At 64.9% G+C, this 21,221-nt stretch carries 20 protein-coding genes; 11 read left to right on the top strand and 9 right to left on the bottom strand.

The genetic code is table 11. The features are described from left to right. The gene (locus tag CEY08_RS21970) at window positions 1–1,599 is read left to right on the top strand and encodes a GMC family oxidoreductase (protein WP_076814957.1); all 1,599 of its coding nucleotides are present in this window, start codon (window positions 1–3) and stop codon (window positions 1,597–1,599) included. A 309-nt stretch (window positions 1,600–1,908) separates the two neighbouring features. Here CEY08_RS21970 and CEY08_RS21965 read toward each other — a convergent pair whose 3' ends face one another. From CEY08_RS21965 to CEY08_RS21945, 5 genes are read right to left on the bottom strand one after another with little or no spacing between them, the layout of a single operon-like run. Beyond that, window positions 1,909–2,922 (bottom strand): proline racemase family protein, encoded by a 1,014-nt coding sequence (locus tag CEY08_RS21965; RefSeq protein ID WP_042794636.1) that lies wholly within the window; start codon window positions 2,920–2,922, stop codon window positions 1,909–1,911. 36 nt (window positions 2,923–2,958) lie between these two features. Further along, window positions 2,959–3,750 (bottom strand): ABC transporter permease, encoded by a 792-nt coding sequence (locus tag CEY08_RS21960; RefSeq protein WP_076814955.1) that lies wholly within the window; start codon window positions 3,748–3,750, stop codon window positions 2,959–2,961. Beyond that, a complete protein-coding gene (locus CEY08_RS21955; RefSeq protein ID WP_088607799.1) occupies window positions 3,747–4,595 on the bottom strand; it encodes an ABC transporter permease in 849 nt (282 codons plus the stop codon). Before CEY08_RS21955 ends, CEY08_RS21960 begins: the two co-directional genes overlap by 4 nt. After that, window positions 4,592–5,644, bottom strand: a complete 1,053-nt coding sequence (locus tag CEY08_RS21950) for an ABC transporter ATP-binding protein (RefSeq protein WP_076814954.1) — start codon at window positions 5,642–5,644, stop codon at window positions 4,592–4,594. Before CEY08_RS21950 ends, CEY08_RS21955 begins: the two co-directional genes overlap by 4 nt. Before the next feature lie 13 nt (window positions 5,645–5,657). Then, the gene (locus tag CEY08_RS21945) at window positions 5,658–6,707 is read right to left on the bottom strand and encodes an ABC transporter substrate-binding protein (RefSeq protein ID WP_042794633.1); all 1,050 of its coding nucleotides are present in this window, start codon (window positions 6,705–6,707) and stop codon (window positions 5,658–5,660) included. A gap of 139 nt (window positions 6,708–6,846) precedes the next feature. Here CEY08_RS21945 and CEY08_RS21940 point away from each other — a divergent pair, with 139 nt between their 5' ends. The 6 genes from CEY08_RS21940 to CEY08_RS21915 all read left to right on the top strand — a co-directional run bounded on the left by CEY08_RS21940 (window position 6,847) and on the right by CEY08_RS21915 (window position 11,529). Continuing rightward, entirely contained in the window at window positions 6,847–7,914 is a 1,068-nt protein-coding gene (locus CEY08_RS21940; protein ID WP_042797254.1) for a GlxA family transcriptional regulator, read from the top strand. Between the two features lie 62 nt (window positions 7,915–7,976). Then, window positions 7,977–8,687 carry a glutathione S-transferase gene (locus tag CEY08_RS21935; RefSeq protein ID WP_042794632.1) on the top strand — a complete coding sequence of 237 codons (711 nt, stop codon included), beginning with the start codon at window positions 7,977–7,979 and terminating at the stop codon, window positions 8,685–8,687. Window positions 8,688–8,868: 181 nt separating this feature from the next. Beyond that, window positions 8,869–10,221: a methyl-accepting chemotaxis protein gene (locus CEY08_RS30310; protein ID WP_063642941.1), complete on the top strand. Its 1,353-nt coding sequence runs from the start codon at window positions 8,869–8,871 to the stop codon at window positions 10,219–10,221. A gap of 59 nt (window positions 10,222–10,280) precedes the next feature. Then, on the top strand, window positions 10,281–10,505 hold the full coding sequence (locus CEY08_RS21925; RefSeq protein WP_042794631.1) for a DUF1653 domain-containing protein: 225 nt from the start codon (window positions 10,281–10,283) through the stop codon (window positions 10,503–10,505). 4 nt (window positions 10,506–10,509) lie between these two features. Continuing rightward, window positions 10,510–11,142 (top strand): 3'-5' exonuclease, encoded by a 633-nt coding sequence (locus CEY08_RS21920; RefSeq protein WP_082900625.1) that lies wholly within the window; start codon window positions 10,510–10,512, stop codon window positions 11,140–11,142. Window positions 11,143–11,169: 27 nt separating this feature from the next. Continuing rightward, complete coding sequence (locus CEY08_RS21915; protein WP_076814952.1) at window positions 11,170–11,529, top strand: nucleotide pyrophosphohydrolase; 360 nt, start codon at window positions 11,170–11,172, stop codon at window positions 11,527–11,529. 24 nt (window positions 11,530–11,553) lie between these two features. Here CEY08_RS21915 and CEY08_RS21910 read toward each other — a convergent pair whose 3' ends face one another. After that, complete coding sequence (locus CEY08_RS21910) at window positions 11,554–11,844, bottom strand: antibiotic biosynthesis monooxygenase family protein (RefSeq protein ID WP_042794630.1); 291 nt, start codon at window positions 11,842–11,844, stop codon at window positions 11,554–11,556. A gap of 454 nt (window positions 11,845–12,298) precedes the next feature. Here CEY08_RS21910 and CEY08_RS21905 point away from each other — a divergent pair, with 454 nt between their 5' ends. Next, window positions 12,299–12,769: a hypothetical protein gene (locus tag CEY08_RS21905; protein WP_063642939.1), complete on the top strand. Its 471-nt coding sequence runs from the start codon at window positions 12,299–12,301 to the stop codon at window positions 12,767–12,769. Between the two features lie 44 nt (window positions 12,770–12,813). Beyond that, the gene (locus CEY08_RS21900; protein ID WP_063642937.1) at window positions 12,814–13,485 is read left to right on the top strand and encodes a hypothetical protein; all 672 of its coding nucleotides are present in this window, start codon (window positions 12,814–12,816) and stop codon (window positions 13,483–13,485) included. Window positions 13,486–13,546: 61 nt separating this feature from the next. Here the strand turns inward: CEY08_RS21900 and CEY08_RS21895 are convergent, their stop codons facing one another. Both CEY08_RS21895 and CEY08_RS21890 read right to left on the bottom strand, forming a co-directional pair. Then, window positions 13,547–15,955 carry a DUF3772 domain-containing protein gene (locus CEY08_RS21895; RefSeq protein ID WP_076814950.1) on the bottom strand — a complete coding sequence of 803 codons (2,409 nt, stop codon included), beginning with the start codon at window positions 15,953–15,955 and terminating at the stop codon, window positions 13,547–13,549. Window positions 15,956–16,186: 231 nt separating this feature from the next. Beyond that, complete coding sequence (locus CEY08_RS21890) at window positions 16,187–17,107, bottom strand: LysR family transcriptional regulator (RefSeq protein WP_042794626.1); 921 nt, start codon at window positions 17,105–17,107, stop codon at window positions 16,187–16,189. 240 nt (window positions 17,108–17,347) lie between these two features. On the opposite strand from CEY08_RS21890, the gene scpC reads away from it, so the two are divergent. Next, window positions 17,348–18,865, top strand: a complete 1,518-nt coding sequence (gene scpC, locus CEY08_RS21885; RefSeq protein ID WP_042794625.1) for a succinyl-CoA:acetate CoA-transferase ScpC — start codon at window positions 17,348–17,350, stop codon at window positions 18,863–18,865. Window positions 18,866–18,994: 129 nt separating this feature from the next. Here the strand turns inward: scpC and CEY08_RS21880 are convergent, their stop codons facing one another. Further along, window positions 18,995–19,939, bottom strand: a complete 945-nt coding sequence (locus tag CEY08_RS21880) for a LysR substrate-binding domain-containing protein (RefSeq protein ID WP_042794623.1) — start codon at window positions 19,937–19,939, stop codon at window positions 18,995–18,997. A gap of 123 nt (window positions 19,940–20,062) precedes the next feature. Here CEY08_RS21880 and CEY08_RS30200 point away from each other — a divergent pair, with 123 nt between their 5' ends. After that, window positions 20,063–20,368 (top strand): hypothetical protein, encoded by a 306-nt coding sequence (locus tag CEY08_RS30200; RefSeq protein ID WP_232033810.1) that lies wholly within the window; start codon window positions 20,063–20,065, stop codon window positions 20,366–20,368. The last annotated feature ends 853 nt before the right edge of the window (window positions 20,369–21,221 follow it).

The following is a 21,221-nucleotide window of genomic DNA, read 5'->3' as shown; positions in this document are numbered from 1 at the left end:
ATGAGCGATTACGACTTCATCATCGCCGGGGGCGGCACGGCGGGCTGCATCCTGGCCAACCGCCTGAGCGCCGACGGCAAGTACCGCGTGCTGATGCTGGAGGCCGGGCATGAAGCCCGCAGCATGTGGATCTCGATACCGGCGGGCTTTTCCAAGCTGCTGGTGAACCCGGAATACAACTGGCGCTTCGCCACCGAACCAGAGGACAACGTCCACGGCAGGACCATCGCCGTGCCGCGCGGCAAAGGCGTGGGCGGTTCGACACTCATCAACGGCATGATCTACGTCCGCGGCCAGCCGCAGGACTATGACGGCTGGGAGGCGGCCGGCGCCACCGGCTGGGGCTATCAGCAGGCAGAGCGCATCTTCCGCAAGATCGAATGCTACGAACCCGGCGACGCCAGCCGCGGCAAGAGCGGCCCGATGCATCTGGAAGAGGTGTCCGAACGCTTTCCCATATCGGATGCCTTTCTGCAGGCGGCGCAAGAAGACGGCCAGCCCTTGAATCCCGACTACAACGGCGGCAGCCAGGAAGGCGTGGGCTACTACCAGGTGCTGCAGCATCGGGGCAGGCGCTGGAGCGTGGTGGACGGCTACCTGAAACCCGCTTCCAGCCGCAAGAACCTCACGGTGGAATGCGGCGCGCACGTGACGCGGCTGGTGTTCGAAGGCAAACGCTGCGTGGGCGTGGCCTATCGCAAGAACGGACAGGAGCACATCGTGCGCGCGCGGCGCGAGACGCTGTTGTGCATGGGCGCGGTGCAGTCGCCGCAGCTGCTCGAACTGTCCGGCGTCGGCAATCCCGCCTTGCTGCAGTCGTTCGGCATCGCGCCGGTGCTGGCGCAGCCGCAGGTGGGCGAGAACTACATCGACCACTTCGCTACCCGCATGAACTGGCGGGTGAAGGGCACGGTAACGCTCAACGAGATGTCGCGCGGTTGGCGGCTGGCGCAACAGGTGGCGCGCTACTACGCCAGCCACAAGGGCATCCTGACCTTGGGCACGGGGCTGGTGCACGGCTTCGTGAAAAGCGCGCCGGACCTGCCGGCGCCCGACGTGCAGTACTTCTTCGTGCACGCCAGCTACGCCAATGCGGCCGAACGCATCCTGGACCGTCATCCAGGCATGACGATAGGCGTGGCGCAGTTGCGGCCCGAGTCGGTCGGATCCATCCATATCAAGTCGGCGGATCCGCAGTCCGGGCCGGCGATCCGGCCCAACTTCCTGTCGGCCCAGGTGGACCGCGACAGCCTGGTGGGCGGCATGCAGGTGGCACGGCGCATCGTCGGCCAGCCGGCCATGCGGCGCTACATCGAATCGGAGATCAGCCCCGGCGCGGCGGTGGACAGCTACGACGAATGGCTGGACTTCGCGCGGCGCAACGGCCAGACCATCTACCACCCCATAGGCACCTGCCGCATGGGTTCCGACGCCGCCGCCGTCACCGACGTGCGCTTGCGGGTGAACGGCCTGTCCGGCCTGCGCGTGGTGGATGCCTCGGTGATGCCGAAGATGGTGTCCGGCAACACGCAGGGCGCTGTCATGATGGTGGCCGAGCGGGGGGCGGAGATGATCCTGGAGGATGCCGCTCGGGAATAGGCAAGCCCCCCTTGGGGGCGCCGCTAGCGCACGAAGTGCGCGCGGCGTGGGGGGCCTTTCCCCGCCGGGCCGCCCCAAGGCGAAAGGGCCCCCCTTGGGGGGCCGCTAGCGCACGAAGTACGTGCGGCGTGGGGGGCCTTTCGCCGCCGGGCCGCCCCAAGGCGAAAGAGCCCCCCTTGGGGGGGCAGCTAGCGCACGACGTGCGCGCGGCGTGGGGGGCCTTTCGCCGCCGGGCCGCCCCAAGGCGAAAGAGCCCCCCTTGGGGGGGCAGCTAGCGCACGAAGTGCGCGCGGCGTGGGGGGCAACACCTCAGCGGATAAGGAACCCGGCGCCCACGGGGTCGTTCTTATCGATCACCCAACGCGCCGTGCCCAGGATGCTGGCCGTGCCCTTCACCGTGGGGCGCACGGCGCGGGTGCCGTTCAGGTCCACCTCGCCCAGCAGGCAGCCTTCGAAAACGCCGCTGCCCAGCAGGCCTTCCGACTTGATCGGCTGGTTCAGTCCCATCTTGCCGCGCGCCTCGAACATCGCCATCATCGCGCTGGTGCCGGTGCCGCCGGGCGAGCGGTCCAGTTGGCCGGCGCTGAATACGTGCACGTTCTTGTAGAACGCGCCCTCGATGGTCGGCTGGTGCCAGAAGGTGATGAAGTTCAGGTTGTTGATGTGCGCTTCGGTCGGATGCTGGATGCGGTGGCGGGCGTTGAGCTGTTCGCGCACGATCAGGCCCATGCGCGACAGTTCCGTGCCGTTGTCGGGCGATATCCGCAGGTCGCAGCCAGACAGGTCCACGATGCCGAAGTAGTTGCCGCCCCAGACGATGTCCGCGGACAGCTTGCCGTAGCCCGGCAGTTCCACCGGGATGTCCTGCGCGGCCACGTAGGCGGGCACGTTCTCGAATCGCGTCCACAGGACGTTGTCGCCCTCGGACGCCACTTCGGCCACCACCAGCCCGGCGGTGGTCTCGAAGCGGATCTTGGTGATGCCATCCTTGCCGCGCGCGACCAGGCCGTGCGCCACCATGGCCATGCTGACCGCGATGGTGCCGTGGCCGCACATGTGCGAATACTCGGTGCCGTCGATGTAGATCAGGCCGGCGTCGTACTCGGGGCTGGAGGGCGGCGTGAGGAACACGCCGAACATGTCCTTGTGGCCGCGGGGCTCGCGCATCAGGGCCTTGCGCAGCCAGTCGTAGTTCTGTTCCAGAAAGGCGCGCTTTTCCAGGATGGTGGAGCCGGCGGGGTAGGGGATGCCGCTGTGCACGATGCACAGGGGCTCGCCTTCGGTATGGGTATAGATGACATCGAACGCGTCTTGCTTGCGCATGACTGTGGCTCCAGACAGTAAGGTAGGGAAGAAAAGTTATTTGCCGCGTTCGGACAGCATGTCCAGCCCGACGGTCAAATCCAGGATGACGATGGCGATCACCGCAACCACGATCGTGGCGCCCGACACGGCTGCGATGGTCGGATCTATCGTGTACTGCACGTAGTTGAAGAGCTTTACGGGGATGGTGTTCAGGTCCGCCGTGGTGTTGAAAATGGATAGCTCGACGTTGATCCACGAAGAAATGAACGCGAAGATCGAGCCGGTGACGATGCCTGGCCGGATCTGCGGCAGGACCACCAGGAAGAATGTCGTCCAGGGATTCGCGCCCAGGTCGGCCGACGCTTCTTCCAGCGCCCGCTGCTCAGGCGTCAACAAGGTCAGCGTGGACCGCAGGACGAAGGGGGCAATGATGACGATGTGCCCGATCAACAAGGACAGGAAGCTGCGCGTCAGGCCGAAGTACGCGCCGTACTGCAGCAGCGCCGCGCCCAGCACGATGTGGGGCAGCACCAGCGGCGACATCAGCACCGAGGTCAACGCGGCCTTGCCCGGGAACTCGTAGCGCGCCACCGCCAGCGCCGCAGGTACGGTCAACAGCACGGCTGCCACCGTGGCCGCCAGCGCCAGCACCGTGCTGGTGGTGAATGCAGCGACATAGCCCGCTTCGATCAGCAGCGTGCGATACCACTCCAGCGTGAATCCCTTGGGCGGAAACGCCAGATAGGGCGTAGCCGTGAACGAAGAGCCCAGGATGACCACCAGCGGCAATGCCAGATAGGCCAGCACACCCAGGGCGGTCAGTCGGATCAGGTTGCGGGCGATCATCGCGCGGCTCCCGGCAGGACGGCGGCGCGGTTGGCCAGCGCCACGAGAATCAGGGTGAACACCAGCAACACCATGCTCAGCGCACCCCCGTAATGGAAGTCGAACACCGTGCTGTACTGCTGGAAGATCAGCATGGACAGCACCGACACGCGGCCGCCCGACAGCAGGGCCGGCGTCACGTAGGCGCTGACTGCCAGGGTGAAGACCATGATGGCGCCGGACACCACGCCGGGCAGGGTCAGCGGCCAGGTGATGTGGAAGAAGGTGGCCGCGGGGCTGGCGCCCAGGTCGGCCGATGCCTGCTCGCAGGCCGGATCGACCCGCGCCAGCGCATTGCCCACCGCCAGCACCACGAAGGGCAGCAGCACGTAGACCATGCCGATCAGGATGCCCAGCTCGGTGCCGATGAAACGCACGGGCCGGTCTGCAACACCCGCGCCCACCAGAGCCTGATTGACCAGCCCGTTGCGGCCCAGCAGCACCATCCAGCCGAATGCCCGCACGATGTTGCTGGTGAATAGCGGCACCACCAGCAAGATGACGCAGAAGCGCCGCCAGGCCCACCAACGCACAACGCGCACCAGGTACCAGGCCAGCGGATAACCCAGGATCACGCAGGCGACCGTGGTGAAGAACGCCAGCCGGAACGTCACCAGGATCACGTCCCAGTGGTACTGGTCGCCCAACACGCGCAGATACTGCTGGGGGGTAAGGGTCAGTCCGTCGGGCCCGCCGGTGATGCTGGCCAGCGCCACCACTGCCAACGGCGCCAGGAAGAACGCCGCAAAAAACAGGACGGGAGCCGCCAGCAGCAGGCAGGGCGAACGCCAGGCACGCGAGCTCATGGCTGTTCACCGATCAGGTGCAAGTGCTCCGGCGCGAATGCCAGGCGCACCGTGGCGCCCGCGCCGAGGCCGGATGGCGCGATGCCGCCGTGGCGAGCCACCAGCACCTGTCCGCCGATATCCACGTGGATCATGCAGTGACTGCCCACGTTGATGACGTCAGTGACCGTCCCCGTGAGCGCATGGGCCGCCGATTCATCGGCCAGGCGCAGATCCTCGGGCCGCAGCACGGCGGTGCCGCGCGCGGGTATCGCCTTGTCAGGAAGCGGCACGCGGAGCCCTTGCGCGTCCAATTGCAGCGCGCCGTCGCCGCTCGCGGTGTAAGGCATGAAGTTGGCATCGCCGATGAACTCCGCCACGAAGCGGGTAGCGGGATGTCGGTAGATTTCGGTTCCGCCTCCCACCTGCTCGATCTTTCCCGCGTGCATGACGACCACGCGGTCGGCCATGGTCATGGCTTCTTCCTGGTCGTGCGTGACGAAGATGAACGTGATGCCCAGCCTGGCCTGCAGGTGCTTGAGCTCCAGTTGCATGCGCTTGCGCAGTTTGAGATCCAGCGCCGATAACGGCTCGTCCAGCAACAGCAGCTTAGGTTGATTCACGATGGCGCGCGCCAACGCAACGCGCTGCTGCTGGCCGCCGGACATTTCGCGCGGATAGCGCGGGCCGAAGTCCGCCAGCCCCACCATGTCCAGCGCCGCGCGGGCGCGTTCGGCCGCCGCCTGCCGCGAAGCGCCCTGGCGCCGCGGGCCGTAGGCCACGTTTTCCAGCACGTTCATGTGTGGAAACAGCGCATAGTTCTGGAACACGGTATTAAGCGGACGGTGGTGCGCTGCCAGGCGGCTGATGTCCTGGCCTTCGATCAGGATGCGGCCGGATTCAGGCCTGAGGAATCCGGCGATCGAACGCAGCAAGGTGGTCTTGCCGCAACCGCTGGGACCGAGCAGGGCGACGAACTCTCCCTGCCGGATCTCCAGATTGATGCGATCCAGCGCCTGGTAGGCGCCGAAGCGCATCGATACGCCTTCGATGGTGAGCAAAGCGGACATGTTCTATCCCGGCCTAGCGCTTGCGGGCAACCTGGCGGTTCCACGCGTCGGTGACCTCGGCGCGGCGGCTGTTGATGAGGTTCCAATCGAACAGGCTCAGGTTTTTCACCGAACCGTCTGCGCCCCAAGGCAATTTGCGCGCGACGTCTTGCGGCACTTGCACATCCTTGACGGCAGGGCCCAGATACAGGCGTGTGGCCAGGCAGGCCGCCGCGTCGGGCGTGAGCGCGGTGTCGATGAATTTCTGTGCGGCAGCCTTGTTCGGCGCGTTCTTCACCAGGTGCAGGCGCGCATCGGTGGCCCAGGCGCCTTCCTTGGGTACGGCAAAGCCGATGGGCAGGCCTTTATCGATCAGGTCCCAGGCGCCGACGTTGAAATGCGCGCCGATGATGGCTTCACCGCTCTGGTAGGCATTGGTGGCCGCGCCGGAGCTGTCGAAGAACAGCGCGGTGTCCAGCGAGGCCAGCTTGGCGTATAGCGGCGCCAGATTGGACGGATCGACGGCGAACACCCGCGCCAGGAAGAAAACGAACGGCACGCCGGACGAATTCGCGGGCGAGGGAATGGCCACGGCGCCGGCATACTCGGGCTTCCACAGATCCTTCCAGCTGGCCGGCGCTTGCGTCACCTCCTTGGTGTTATAGGCGATGCCCAGCGAGTAATAACCGGTGCTGACCGCATAGGCGGCATCGCCGTTGCGGTACACGCCCTGGTCGATGACGTTCTTCAGGTTGGGAATGCCCGCGGCATCCAGCGGGTCCAGTACGCCTGCTTCGGCGGCCAGTTCGCTGATGCCGCCGTCCATCCAGGCCACGTCTATGGTGGGCGCGCCTTTCTGCTGTTGCAGCTTGGCCAGCGTGGTGGTGGACGTGCCCACTTCGGGCACTACGGTCACGCCGGTCGCCTTGGTATAGGGATCGGCCACGCAGGCGCGGAACGCGTCGCCCCAGTTGCCGCCGTACCAGGCGACGGTGATCTTTTGCTGGGCCAGCGCCTGGCCGGCGGCCAATAGGCCGGCTCCCAGCAAGGCGGCGCGGAGCGCGCGGCGGGTAGGTGTTGCCATGTCGGATTCCCCTTGTCGATTTATCGGCCCGCTTTCGCTGCGCCGACGAGCGCGGCAGGACGGAGCCATAGATGAATCTTGGGCGATCCCCGGGAAAACCAGCTTGAAGGCCTGGGACAAAAACTTGAATAATTGCGACATGGACACCGCTACGCCCGCCCCAGTTCCGTCTTTCTCCTATGACGACGAGCTCGGCGGCCTGCCTCAGGGGAAACCCGCACTGACCATAGGCATCGTGCTGCTGGACCAGTTCACGCTGGCGGCCTTTGCTGGATTGGTGGACGTGTTGCGGCTGGCGGGCGACCACGGCGGCCGCAGCCGCCAGATCCATACCGCGTGGCGCGTCATGAGCTGGGACGGCAAGCCGCGCTGTTCCAGTGCAGGCCTGACCATAGATGTGGCCGACGGCTTGCCGGACGATCCGACGCAGTTCGACTACGTGGCGGTATGCGGCGGAAACGACTACTTCAATGGCCGTCTGCCTGAGCCCCTGCGCGACTGGCTGCGGTTGGCGGCCGCGCAGCGCGTGCGGCTCCTGGGCATCTGCACGGGCACCTTTGCGCTGGCTCAGGCGGACGTCATCGGGCCGCGTACCGTGTGCGTGCACTGGAATGTGCTCGACACCTTCCGCGAGCGCTTTCCGCAGGCCCGGGCGGTGGTGGACCGCTTGTTCGTGGACGAAGGCGACCTGATTTCCTGCGCGGGTTCCACGGCCGCAATCGACCTGGCCTTGTACCTGGTGGCGCGCCATTGTGGGCGCGACAAGGCGCAGCAGGCCATGCGACACATGATGCTGCAGGGGGTGCGTCCGGGGCGCGTGCCGCAGGCCCACTTCCACACGGACCTCTCTGGTATCCAGGACCTGCGCGTGCGCCAGGCAGCGCATTTCATCGAGCAGCGTATCGACAATCCGCCGCCCTTGGACGCGATTGCGCGCTATGTCGGCGTGGGGCGCAGGCAGCTGGAGCGCGCGTTCCGCGTGGCCACGGGCATGTCGCCCATGGCGTTCCAGCGGCAGTTGCGGCTGGAGTACGGCAGTTGGCTGCTATTGAATAATCCCAGCAGCATCACGCAGATCGCGCTGGATTGCGGATTTGCGGACGGCGCGCATTTTTCGCGCGATTTCCGCGCGCATTTCGGGCAGTCGCCGCGGCAGTATCAGCAGGCTGCCGGCCGCGACGTCGGAGTCAGCGTGTTCCCTGCCTAGGACTTGCGCGCGGCTCGTACCGATGCGAGTGGGCCCTGGGCCAATCAACGGAAGGAGACGGCATGACCTATGACCTTTGGTATTGGGACGGCATCCCCGGACGCGGCGAGTTCGTGCGCCTGGCCCTGGAGGCCGGCGGCATCCCTTATCGCGAATGCGCGCGTCAGCCGGGCGCGGACGAGGGCGCGCTGGTGGCGGACTTGAGCTCGGCGCGCAAGCATCCGCCGTTCGCGCCGCCGTATCTGGTCGCGGGAAAGATGACGCTGGCGCAGACGGCCAACATCCTGCTGTTTCTGGGCGAAAAGCACGGTCTTGCACCGGACTCGCTCGAAGGGCGACTTTGGGTGAATCAGTTGCAGCTCACCATTGCGGATGTGGTGGCTGAAGCGCACGACACGCATCATCCGATTTCCGCCAGCGAATATTACGAAGACCAGAAAGTCGAGGCCGCGCGGCGCGCGCGCTGCTTCCGTGAAGAGCGCATGCCCAAATTCCTGGGCTATTTCGAACGCGTGCTGGAAGGACCGCAGGCATGGCTGGCGGGCGGCAAACGCTGGACTTATGTGGACCTGTCCCTATTCCACCTCGTCGACGGCCTGCTGTATGCCTTTCCGAAACGCATGGCCACCTTGGCCGTGCATTATCCGAAGGTCATGGCGCTGCATGCGCGCGTGGCAGCGCTTGCGGAGCTGCAACCTTACTTTGAAAGCGGCAGGCGCCTGCCATTCGGGGAGGGCATTTTCCGCCAATATCGCGAATTGGACGCCGCCTGAGTCGGGATTAACCCTGTGTTGCGGAATGCCGATTTCTCTTCGGCGGATCCAGGCTTTCCTTGAGTCCGCTCACTTTTAGGATTAAATTCTTTCGAATTGTTAAGTAAATATATCCATTTGTCTCAAGGCGGGTGGGCCGGACGCCGTCTGGCTGCCCTGGTTCCGGGTGGGAGACGTCGCGATGAAATGGATCAACCTAAGCCAGCTGCTGCGCATAGACCGCGGCATGCGCAAGGCAGACATGCTCGGGCAGATCGCAGCGATCAATAACGCCCAGGCGGTCGTCGAGTTCGACCTGGACGGCCATGTCCTGGCGGCCAATTCGAATTTCCTGGGCGCCATGGGTTATGCCCTGGACGAGATCGTGGGGCAGCACCATCGCCTCTTTGTCGATCCGGCGGAGCGTGGATCGGCTGCCTACGCGGAGTTCTGGCGCCGCTTGCATCAAGGCAATCGGAACGCGGGGCGCTACCGCCGGATTCGCAAGAATGGCAGCGACGTCTGGCTGCAAGCTTCCTACAACCCGATTTTCGACCGCCATGGGCGCCTGATCAAAGTGGTCAAGTACGCCGTCGACATCACCGCGCAGCAGCAGCGGCAAGCCGACGTGGAAGGCCAGCTGGCGGCGATTTCCAAAGTGCAGGCCATCATCGAGTTCGAGCTGGACGGCACCATCATCCGTGCCAATGACCTGTTCCTGGATGCCGTGGGCTACCGCGCCGACGAAATCCAGGGGCGTCACCACAGCATGTTCGTCCCCCCGCAAGAGGCGCGCGGCGCGGCGTATCAGGAGTTCTGGCGCAGGCTGCGCAACGGCGAACATGACACGGGACAGTATCTGCGCATCGGCAAGGGCGGCCGCCAGGTCTGGATCGAAGCCAGCTACAACCCGATCTTCGATGCGCAGGGTCGTCCGGTCAAAGTCGTGAAGTACGCGACCGACATCACGCGGCGCTTCACCGCAGCGCAGACCTTGCGCGTCGCGGTCCAGGGCCTGACCGAAAACGCCGAGCGCGCGGGCCAGGCCAACACCTTGGCGCTGGACGCCTGTCGGGTGGCCGAGCAGGGCGGCAACACGGTGCAGGAAGTGGTGCGGACCATGGGCGGCATTACCCAGAGCTCGCGGCGCATTTCCGAGATCATCGGGGTCATGGACGGCATCGCGTTCCAGACCAACATCCTGGCGCTGAACGCCGCGGTCGAAGCCGCGCGCGCCGGATCGCATGGCAAGGGGTTTGCCGTGGTGGCGGCGGAGGTGCGCAGCCTGGCGCAGAACAGTGCCGCCGCGGCCAAGGAAATCAAGGACTTGATCACGTCCTCGGTGCAGCAGGTCGAAAGTGGCGCGCGGCAAGTCCAGTCGGCAGGCGCCACCATGGACGATATCGTTGCATCGTCCCGCCGCGTCACCGAGATCATGGCGGAGGTGGTGGAGGTGTCGTTGGCCCAGTCCGCCAAGCTTGGCGAGGTGACCGAGGACATCACGCAGCGAGCCGGCGAGCCGGCCCGATGCGCTATAAAGACGGTATTGATCTGAACCCGCAGGCCCGGGCAGGAGCCATTCCGCCCGGGCCGCGCCATTTGCAGCGACCGTCCATGACCGAATCCGAAGCGCTGGCTATTGCCTCGCACCGCCATTACAAGGGCGGGCTCTATCTTTATCTGGGCACCGCCCGCCACTCCGAAACCGAGGAGTCCATGGTCGTCTACGAACATCTGTGGCCGCACGAGCGTGGCTTGTGGGTGCGTCCTGCGGACATGTTCTTCGGCCAGTTGCCCGACGGCGCTCCCCGTTTCGCGCCTTTGCGGCCGGCGGAGTAAGGCCGTGGCGTTCTATTACCGGCGGCCGCGCACGAACGGCGCTCCGTCTGTCGGCGGCCCGTCTGTCCGCGCAGCGGGCGGCAAGGCGGGGGCAGCGACCCTGGCCGCGGCGCTCCAGGCGTTGCGCGGTCCCTTCATCGTGGCCGACCTGGAAACCACGGGCCTGTCCACGGCGACCTGCGAGATCCTGGAGTTCGCGGCGGTCCGCGTGGGCGCCGCAGGGGCGCTGGAGCGCGAGTACACGCAAGTGGTGCGCACGCGCGGTCCCGTCCCACCCTTCATCAGCCGGCTGACCGGCATTACGCAGGCGGAAGTCGACCGCGACGGCGTGCCGGTGGCGCAGGCGTTTTCTTCATTCCTGGATTTCGTGGAAGACCTGCCGGTGTTCTTCCACAATGCCTCGTTCGATCGGCGCTTCCTGGGCGCGGCGGCGGACCAGACGGGCCTGCCGTTCGCCAACTCCACCCACTGTACGCTGGCGTTGGCGCGCCGCGCATGGCCGGAGCTGCCCTCGCACAAGCTGGAAATCCTGGCGCGCCATGTCGGCGCTTCCAATCCCACCCACCGCGCGCTTGCCGACGTGCGCACGACCGTGGCCGTGGCGCTGGCGGCAGGTTCCCGCCTTGCCGCAGGCTGAGGCCCGGCGTTCGGCCTAGGAGTTTCGATGTCCGACCTGGAACAGATCAGGCTTGCCGTGCGCCGATTTACGGAAGAGCGGGACTGGCAGCCATTTCATTCGCCCAAGAATCTCGCGATGGCGCTTGCCGGAGAGGCGGGCGAGCTCGTGTCCCTGTTCCAATGGCTGAGCGAAGAGGAGTCGCGCAAGATGCCGCCGGAGCGGCTGGCCGACGCCGCTGACGAAATTGCCGATGTGCAGATGTACCTGGTTGCCCTGGCGGACCAGCTCGGCATTGATATCGCCGGCGCGGTCGCGGGCAAAATGGTCAAAAACGCGCAGAAATACCCGGCGGATCGTTTTCGCGGCAGTGCGCGCAAGTACGACGATCCGCCCGAACTATCCTGATGCCAAGGCGTGGCCGGGGTCGCGTCAGATCACTTTTTGCTCGTGATGCACCTGGGGCGGTTCGACGAAGAAGCCCGCCACCAGCTTGCGCCATTCCTGGAAATCGCTGGATTCGCGGAAATCCACCATGTGGTTCTCGACGGTTTCCCAGTCCACGACCAGCGTGTAGCGCTGCGGCTGTTCGATGCTGCGGTACAGCTCCATGCCGTGGCAGCCGCGGGCCCGCAAGAACAGCGGTTTCGCCTGTGCGACACCGGCTTCGAACAGCGCTTCCTGCCCTTCGCGGACATGGATGCTGGCAATCTCCTGGATCATGGTCCTGTCTCCAAACAGAGGAAGCCGGGTAGCGCCCGGCTGGCCGCCGTAGTATCGCTGAAAATTCCGGCCGGGGCGCGCATCGGTCGGTGTGCTTCGGTTGTGCGCGCTAGGGAACATGCCCGAGTCGGTCTCCCCCCCATCCCGTCCATAGAGCTGAATCCGCGCACTGCGGGCGCGGACGCGCGGAGTTTCTCCTCGTGCATACGCATGGGCGCCGCGCGAGATTGCCGCAAATCTGGCTGATTGCTTTACAGCACTGGATTGGTTGTCGGAACTCGGTCGCCCGTTTAGCCGATATCGACTTGCCTAGGACGGCGCAATCATTCCGTACCAATACGAAAGTCCCACGCCTTTCGTCATTGACCGGGCGTGGCGCTGAGCGGTAACGGTCCGCGCCGGTCGGTTGCCGGTAATCGTGAATCCGTGCATGCACGGAGCAGGAGGAGCTGAAATGAAAAAGCTCGCAGCAGTCGCCGCCTTGTCCCTGGCCGCCGTCTCGGCCCATGCCGCAGGCCAGTTCGGCGGATCCGTGACCGGCCACGCCGGCGCAATCAATGGCACCGCATCGTCCGTCTCCACAGGCAGTTCCGTGGCCGCGACACAGATCAACGGTTATGGCTCTTCGACACAAGTGTCGTTCGGCATGACGGGCGGCGTGGCGGAAGTGGGCGGCACCTTCAGCCACGACGGCACGCAGGTGGTCACCAGTACCCGCCAATACGCCAACAGCGACTCGTACGGTCAAGTGTCGGGCAACGCGCCCATCATGGTGGGCGACAGCATCGCCAACGGCGGCGCCACGTTTGCCAAGACGGATACCAGCGCTTCGGCGACGGGTTCCTTCCATGCGGTGAATGTGGGCGCGTTTGGGTCGATACACGGCATTGGTCCAGTGGGCCATGTCGGTGGTTTCAATCACTGACCCAGTTATCCGGACGGCTTCGGCCGTCCGGGCGAGGGGACATCATGAAGACCATAGTGCTTGCCATTTCCCTGTCGCTGGCGGCGGTTTCCGCCAGCGCCCAGACCAGCAGTTCCAGCGCGACGACTTCGGCGTCGTCCGGTTCGACCAACGCCGGGAACAATCAGGGCATTACCTTCAACTCCGACAACGGCGGGTCCAGCACCGTGCGTAGCGTGCCGCCCTTGGGCGGGCAGAGCTTTTACGGTTCCTTTTCGTCCGACAGCTGCATGGTCTCGGCGGGAGGAGGCGGCGCCGTGGTCGGCTTCGGCATGAACGTCGCGATCCCGATCGAGGATCAGAAGTGCAGCTTGCGGCGCAATTTCGAACGGACCATGCAGGCCGCTGCCTCGACCAAGGATGCGGACCGTTCGCGCCGGCTGGAAACCGCGGCCATCGACATCCTGTGCCAGACTGACGACCGTACCAAGGCGGCGCTGGTGGCGCAGGGGTTATGCACCAATCCTGCCCTGACGACGGCGGATCATCGTTTCGACAGTAATGCGGTGGCGCAGGTGGCGCCGCCTTCAGGCCCGGTCGTGGCTGACCGGCCGGCACCGCAATTGCCGCCGGCGCCCGAAGCACGGGCCTATCCGGTGCGTAGCGTGCAAAGCGCTGCGCTGGCGTCGCCGCCGCTGCGCAATCGCACCTATACCGAGCTATACACGCCGGGCTGAGATGGGCGTCCTGTCCGTCCCGGCCGGGGCCGAGACCGGGACGAGCACGGGATTCCGTGGATCAGGACTGGGCGGGCGGCGGAACGGCCTGGGGCGCCGCCGCCGGCTGCGGCGCGGAGGCCAGCAGCATGGTGGGCGGCGAGGACACTTCCAGGCCTGCGTCGTGCAGGCGCTTGAGCAGGGTGAACAGCAAGGCGCTGCGCACCCCGTAAGCCGCGCGGGGCGACGACACGTAGCCCTTGGCATTGAAGATCAGATGGCCGCCGTCGATGCCATCCAGGAAAACATTCGGCGCCGGCGTGTCCAGCACGTCTTCATGGTCTGCAAAAGCCTGCAGAATCAATTCGCGCACCTGCTCGGCGTCGGTGGACAGCGGTAAGGGCAGCTTGATCTGCACCAGTCCCAGCGGGTTCGATCGGGTCACGTTGCGCACGGTCTTGGTGACGAACTCCGAGTTGGGGACGATCACCGTGGAGCGGTCGCCCATCTGGATTTCCGTGGCGCGCACATTGATGCGCAGGATGTCGCCCTCCACACCGCCCAGCGATACCCAGTCTCCCACCTTGACCGGGCGTTCGGCCAGCAGGATCAGGCCGGACACGAAGTTTTGCACCACCGCTTGCAAGCCAAAACCGATACCCACGGACAGGGCGCTCGCGATCCATGCCACGCGCTCCAGGCCGATGCCAGCGGCCGACAGCGACAGCGCCACCGCGAGCACGAAACCGGCATAGCCGAACAGCGTGGCTGCGGACAGCTGCATGCCCGGATCCAGTTCGGTTGTCGGCAGGTAGCGGTTGGACAGCCAGCGCTTGAGCATCTTCACGGCCAGCAGCGACAGCCCCAGCACCAGTAGCGCCTGCAGGACGGCTCCCGGACGGATCTGCGCCTCGCCAATGGCGAGCCCCTTGCGCAACTGGTCGAAGCGCTGCAGCAGGTCCATGGGCGCTTCGCCGAAGGGGGCCAGCAGCAAGGTCACGGCCAGCAGGCCGACCGCCACGCGGCCGACGCCCGACAGCAGCACGGCCGCCTGGTCGCGCATGCTGGGCGCTTCGTGTTCGCCGCCGTCGCGGTGCGTGGTTCCCAGCAGCGTGCTGAAGCCGTCTTCGATCAGCGTGGACAGCAGATACGCGGAGGCCAGGATGATCAGCACCCACAGCACCTGCTTGACCATGAAGCTGCCGAACGCCACGTAGCCGGCCAGCATGCTGGCCAGGCTCAGGATCAGAACGGTCCACACCGAAGTCAGCAGCAGCGAGACCCAGAACGGGATGGGCGCATCGTTCTCCTGCATGGCCTGGCGCCGCAGCCGGCGGCTGATGGCCAGCACCGCCCCTATCGTCGCCATGGTCAGGACGGCGACAATGCCCGTGAGCGTAATGGTGGTGGTCAGGCTGGCGTTCAGCAACACCGGCAGCCGCTCGGCCAACCATATCATTACCACCAGCACGCCCAGCACGCCGGGCAGCCAGCGCAGCCGCGTCGCCACGGCATCGCTGATGGGTGGCAGGCGCCACGACGGTCGGTTCGTAGACAGCAGCGCATAGCCCAGGCCCGACACGTAGCCGCCGAAGCAGACTGTGGCCACCAGGTTCGCGAGCAGGGACGATGTGTTGTCGCTCAGTTGCGAATCCCAATCCAGGCCCATGTGGATCAACAGCGCGATGACCCCGGGCGTGGCCACGGCCAGCACCAGGTGCGCAACGGCAAGAAAGGAGCGGCGCAGGCGCCCCGGCGGCACGCGCGTGGCGGTAATCCGCAGCAGCAGCCGGCCGATGGCGACGCGCAAGACGATCGTGAGCGCGATCGCCGCGCCCAGCAGTAGCCAGCCCCACTTCGGCGTCTGGCCGACCGCAGTCGCGAGGTCGTCGCGCAGGACCTCCAGGCGCTCCAGGTCGCGCGGGAACTCTTCGCGGAACTCGGTCCAGAACTGGCCGGACAGGAATGAGTCGCGCCGCTCGCCCAGGCGCGCCTGGAATTGCGTGCGGCGCTGGGCGGATATCTGCTCCGCCGTTTGTCCGGCGTCCACCGACAGTAGCCTGGCCAGCTTGATCTGCGCGTCCAACGCGCGGCTGTTCTTCTCCAGCTGCATGCGCTGCGCGGCAACGTCGGGCGCTTCCTTGGCGCCTTCGGGCGGCGTGCCCAGTTCGCTCAGCCGGGCCGTCACACTGGCCAGTTGCGGTGTCAGGGCTTCGGCCGCGGCATCGGCCTTGGATTGGATATCCAGCGCATCGCCGCGTTGCTTGACCAAGGTGGCATCATCGGTCTCGTCGGCGACCCGCTTGCGGATGTCGTCGATCTGCTTGCGGGCGGTTGCCAGCGCCGCTTCCGTGTCGGCTGGGGTGGGCGGTGCCGCCGCGTGGGCCGGCATCAGGAAAAGCACCAGCAGCAGCGCTGCCATCAGCGCCACGAAAGCAGGGTAGCGGGCGCGATGAGGGCGCGCGCGCAGGGAAGGGAAAGTGTGTGTCATGTTCTTGGGCGAGTCGCTCGCATCGAGGCGGGAGCATAGCAAGCCGGCGCCCCGTCCGTTGCAACAAAAACGAGCGCTGCGGCCCTATTTTTAAAGGCGAGTCAAACGGGTGTAATGACGGCTTGAGCGGGGCGTAAAAACAGGGTCGGATAGGCTGCCCGGTACCCCGCCCAGCTCGGGCACGGGCGTTTGCGGCAAAGCATGTTTACGAGGCCAACGTTTGGATTCAACTCAGGCTGGCAAGTTGCCGCGTGCAATGCCTTTTTTGGGTTTGCCGAGCACGGCGTCGCATACCTCCAGCCAGGCGCGGGCGGCATAGGATAGATAGCCGGACTGCTGCCAGATATGGCCGACCTCCCATTGCATGCCCGATTTGGCCAACTTTGCCGTACTGAGGCCGCGGGTTTTCATGCGTTGCATCAGGGGCTCGGGCAGCAGGGCCACGCCCAGGCCCGCGGAGGCCATCGCCACCAGGAAATCCCAATGCGCGCTTTGCGCCGCGATGCCGGGCTGAAAGCCGGCATCGGCAAACGCCTGCCGCAAGCGGCGGGTGATGGCGAAGTCGTCCGTGGGTATCAGCAGGCGTGCGTCCCGCAGGGCAGCGAGCGGCAGCGACGTCTTGCCAGCCCAGGGGGCGTCGGGCGGGCCTATCACCCAGATCGGGTAACTGCCGAAAGGCTGGGCGGCCAAGCCGCCCTCCGGGGCAATCGGCAGGATGGTCGCGCCGACCTCCAGTTCGCCGTTTGCGACCAGGCTTTCGACGGCCTGCCCGGTGCCTTCGCGCAAGGTCAGGTGTATGCCGGGATGCAGGTCGCGGAAGCGCTTGACCACCGGCGTGAACAGCAGGTTGATCATGGGCGGGATGCCGACCTCCAGCGCACCGCGGCGCAGGTCCGCGGTCTGGCGCAATTCCTCGGACAACTGGCGCATTGTTTCCAGCACCTGCAGGCCGCGCTGGTACATGACCCGGCCGGTGTCGGTGGGACGGGCGGTATGGCCGTCGCGGATCAGCAGCGGCGTGCCAGCCTCTTCTTCCAGTTGGCGGATCATTTTGCTCACCGTCGACTGTGTCACGAACAGCACCTTGGCGGCCTGCGTGAAGCTGGCGTGCCTGACGGTTTCAACGAAGTACCGCAATGCGCGCACGTCCATGGAGCGGGATTCCTTAGCGCGTTGCGCGCAAAACTCTTCAAACAATGAAAAAAACGACTTATTTGGATGATTTTAAGTCATTACGAGATTTGAGCCGGCCTTCCTATACTGCCGAAAATTCGTTCCTGGACAGCCTCTGGCTGGCCCAGGAACCTCGGGAAACGCCGCGTCAGACGGCGCCTGGGCGCCAGCGGCAACGCCGCGCCCCGCCGCACGTAGGCCCTTGAATCTGGAGACACCATGCATCTCGACCGTATCCGCCACCCTGGGCTGCGCGCCAAGATTACTTCCGCCGATCAGGCGGCCTTGCTGGTTCAGGACGGCATGACCGTCGGAATGAGCGGCTTCACCCGCGCTGGCGACTGTAAATCCGTGCCGGCGGCATTGGCGGCCCGCGCCGAGCGTGAGCCGTTCTCCATCACCTTGATCACGGGCGCTTCGCTGGGCCACGACACGGACAAAATGCTGGCGCAGGCCAACGCCCTCGCTCGCCGTTTGCCGTTCCAGGTGGACACGACCTTGCGCCGCAAAATCAACCAGGGCGAGATCGCTTTCATCGACCAGCATCTGTCCGAAACCGTCGAGCAGTTGCGCGCGGGCCATATCGGCCCCATCAACGTGGCCATCATCGAGGCCGCCGTCATCACCGAAACCGGCTCCATCGTGCCGACGATGTCGGTAGGAAACTCGGCCTCCTTCGCGCAGCAGGCCGACAAGATCATCATCGAACTGAACATGAGCGTGCCCGCCGCTATCGAAGGCCTGCACGACATTTACGTGCCGGCGGACCGGCCGGCGCGCAAGCCCATGGGCCTGATCGCCGCGGATCAGCGGATCGGTCAGACGTTCATCGAAGTGGATCCGTCCAAAATCGCAGCCATCGTCATCACGCAAGAGCCGGATAGTCCATCCAACGCCTTGCCGCCGGATGAAGAGACCAATGCCATCGCCGGCCACATCAACGCCTTCCTGCGCCGCGAGGTCGACGCCGGCCGCCTGACGAACGAACTGCTGCCTCTGCAGGCCGGCATTGGCACGATCGCCAACGCGGTACTGCATGGCTTTGAGTCGTCCAGCTTCGAAAACCTGACGATGTACTCCGAAGTGCTGCAGGACAGCGCCATCGAACTGCTGGACCAGGGCAAGCTGGCCTTCGCGTCGGCCTCCTCCATCACCGTGTCCAAGCCTGTCTATGAAAAGATCCTGGCCAACATGGAGCACTACCGCGAGCGCATCGTGCTGCGCCCGCAGGAGATCAGCAACGCGCCCGAGATCGTGCGCCGTCTGGGCATCATCGCCATCAACACGGCGTTGGAGTTCGACATCTACGGCAACGTGAATTCCACGCACGTGGGCGGCACCCACATGATGAATGGCATCGGCGGGTCGGGCGACTTTGCGCGCAATGCGCATCTGGCGATCTTCGTTTCCAAGTCCATGGCCAAGAATGGCGACATCTCCAGCGTGGTGCCCATGGTGTCCCATGTGGACCATACCGAGCACGACGTCGACGTGCTGGTCACGGAATGCGGCCTGGCGGACCTGCGCGGCCTGGCGCCTCGCGAACGCGCGCGCGCGGTCATCCAGAATTGCGTGCACCCGTCCTACCGGGACGCCTTGCAGGACTATTTCGACCGCGCCTGCGAGCGCGGCGGCCAGACCCCGCACGTGCTCGAGGAAGCATTCTCCTGGCACCAGCGCTTCAATGAAACCGATACGATGCGGCCGGCCAAGCCGGCTGCGCGCAAAGTCGCCTGAGGTCCACCCTGAGCAATGACTGCCGCCGCTGCGGCGCCTGCCGGTTCGTTCGCGTAGCGAATCCGGTTCGCGGATCATGGTTTCCGCCTGGCGCCGCGATTTGGTAGAGGTAAAGAAGCGTACGCTGCTTTACCTTTTTTTTGCCTGGCGTTTCTTGCCGGAATCGGACTTCGGTGCCGTCAGGTTCTCGCGCGACATCTGCAGTTCGTCGCGCAGCCACTGTTTCAGCTCCACGAGCGGCGCCCAGTCGCGAAGACTGGGCCGATAGACCAGATGATAGGTCTGCGCCTGCTCGTACTCGATACTGATGGGCGATATTTGCACCAGCCTGCCTGCGCACAAGGCGTCGGCGGCCAGCAGCTCGCGTCCCAGCGTAATGCCCAACCCTTGTTCGGCGGCTTGCATCATCATGCCGGCGTCGTTGAAGGAAGCCACGGGCGTGACGGGCGTGTTCAATCCCGCCGCGTTGAACCAGGTTTGCCAGAGCTCTCGCTCACCCAGCAAGGGTTGGCGCGCCAATGTGGCGGGCGTATGGTCGGGGAGCGCCGCCGCGGTTTCGGGCGAGGCCAGGACAATCAAGGGCAGGGGGGTATCGAACAAAGGCTCCGATTCCACGCCTGCCCAAGGGCCGCGCCCGAAGCGCAGCGCCGCGTGAAAGCCGTCGCGCAGTAGATCCACCACTTGCTGGGAAGTCTCGATTTCCAGTGTCAGGCCAGGATTGCGCGCGCGCCACCGCGCCATGCGCGGCAATAGCCAGCGTTGCGCGAAAGAAGGCAGCACGGACACGCGCAAGCGCTGTTCACTGCCCGAGGCCGCGGCCGACGCGGCCAGCGTTCCTTCATCCAGCAGGGCCATTGCGCCTTGCACACTGCACAAGAGGGCAGCGCCCGCCGTATTCAGCACGATGCCGCGGCCGCTGCGCTCGAACAAGGGAAAGCCCAGTTGGGTTTCCAAAACCTTGATCTGTTGGCTGACGGCACTGTGGGTCAGGTGCAGGCGTTCCGCCGCCGCGCGCAGATTCTGCAGCTCGGCCACGGCACGGAAGGCGGGGAGGGTGCTCAGTGGCAGGCGCATGGCAAAGGCCGAAGGGGTAGAGATTGGTCATCATAGCTTACCGATAACCCCAAAACAATTCGATTTTCAGTGAGGCATTGGGCGACTACGCTTACCAAAGTGCATAAACACCTGGAGCCCATCATGTCTGCACAGCTTTGCACCCCGTCTTCCCCGGCCCTGGCCTCCGTTTCCAGGGATCGTGCGCCGTCGATACCGATGCCGGGGGCGGCGCCCTCCGTTGAACCCGCGGCGCCTCGTTCCGGCTTCTTCGCGAAGCTGATCGCTGCTTTTCGCAAGCGGCGCAACGAAGCGCGCCTGCGTCAGCTGGCTGCCGACCTCGACGAGCACATGCTGAAGGACCTCGGTGCGCCCAGATGGTTGATGAACGAAGCCGCCGTCAAGCGCGACCTTGCCAGACTTCGGGACGCCGACTATCTGCGCTGGTAGGCGGAGCTTCGCCCGCCGCCGGCGTTTCCCTGCTCCACGCGGGCCACTTTCCTTCTCCGCGCGGGTGTCCTCCATGACCGGCCCCGTTCATCTATATATATAGAAGGCGGGGCAACCGGCCTTGGGTGGGGCGCATCTTCATGATCAATGTAGAGGATGGCCCTGGCGGGCGCCAGCTGAATCGCAATCGGCTAGGTAGGCATTTGAATAAAGTCTGCCCTCCGCTCGTGACAAACCCAAAACTTGTGCTATAGTCTCGCTCCTTCGCAGTTCGGGCAGTTCTGAGCGGCGAAGCCAAGCAAGCACAACGGGCCGGGCACGAGAAATCAGCCGGGTCTGCCGCAAGGCGGTCAGTACTGAAAGCCAAGCGGTTATTGCAAGGACTGCAGCAAGTTAGGCAAAAGCCAGTTGCGCAATCTGCAAAAATCGTGTTATAGTTTTGGGCTTGGCAGTTGCCGAAAACTTAGGGTTAACCCTGATATTTCGATAGCTGCTAAGAGGGGCGGACCTGAAGGGGTTGCAAGCCAAGTGAGCGAAACGAAGGTTGTGACGCTAACTTGACAAGCTAAAAAAACTTCTTCATAATCTCGTTTCTCTGCTGCTGACAACGCAGCGCTAGCGAAAGCAGGCGCCGCTGCCAGTGGGCAGTAAGTAGTACCGAATTTAGCAGTACCGCTCTTTAACAATTAAACAACCGATAAGTGTGGGCGCTTGATGCGAGTGCACAGTGATTGGGTTGGGTTTAAAACCCCGTCCTGATCGCAAGCACAAGAAATCAAGTGCTCACTAGAAGTGAAGTACCTTAGATGTCAAGTCTAAGCACATACCTCACTTCCTTTGAGTAGCGACGTAT

The organism is Achromobacter insolitus (assembly GCF_002209555.1).
In the GTDB taxonomy this organism is placed as follows: domain Bacteria; phylum Pseudomonadota; class Gammaproteobacteria; order Burkholderiales; family Burkholderiaceae_B; genus Achromobacter; species Achromobacter insolitus.
This window is presented reverse-complemented; position numbering and strand designations above follow the sequence as displayed.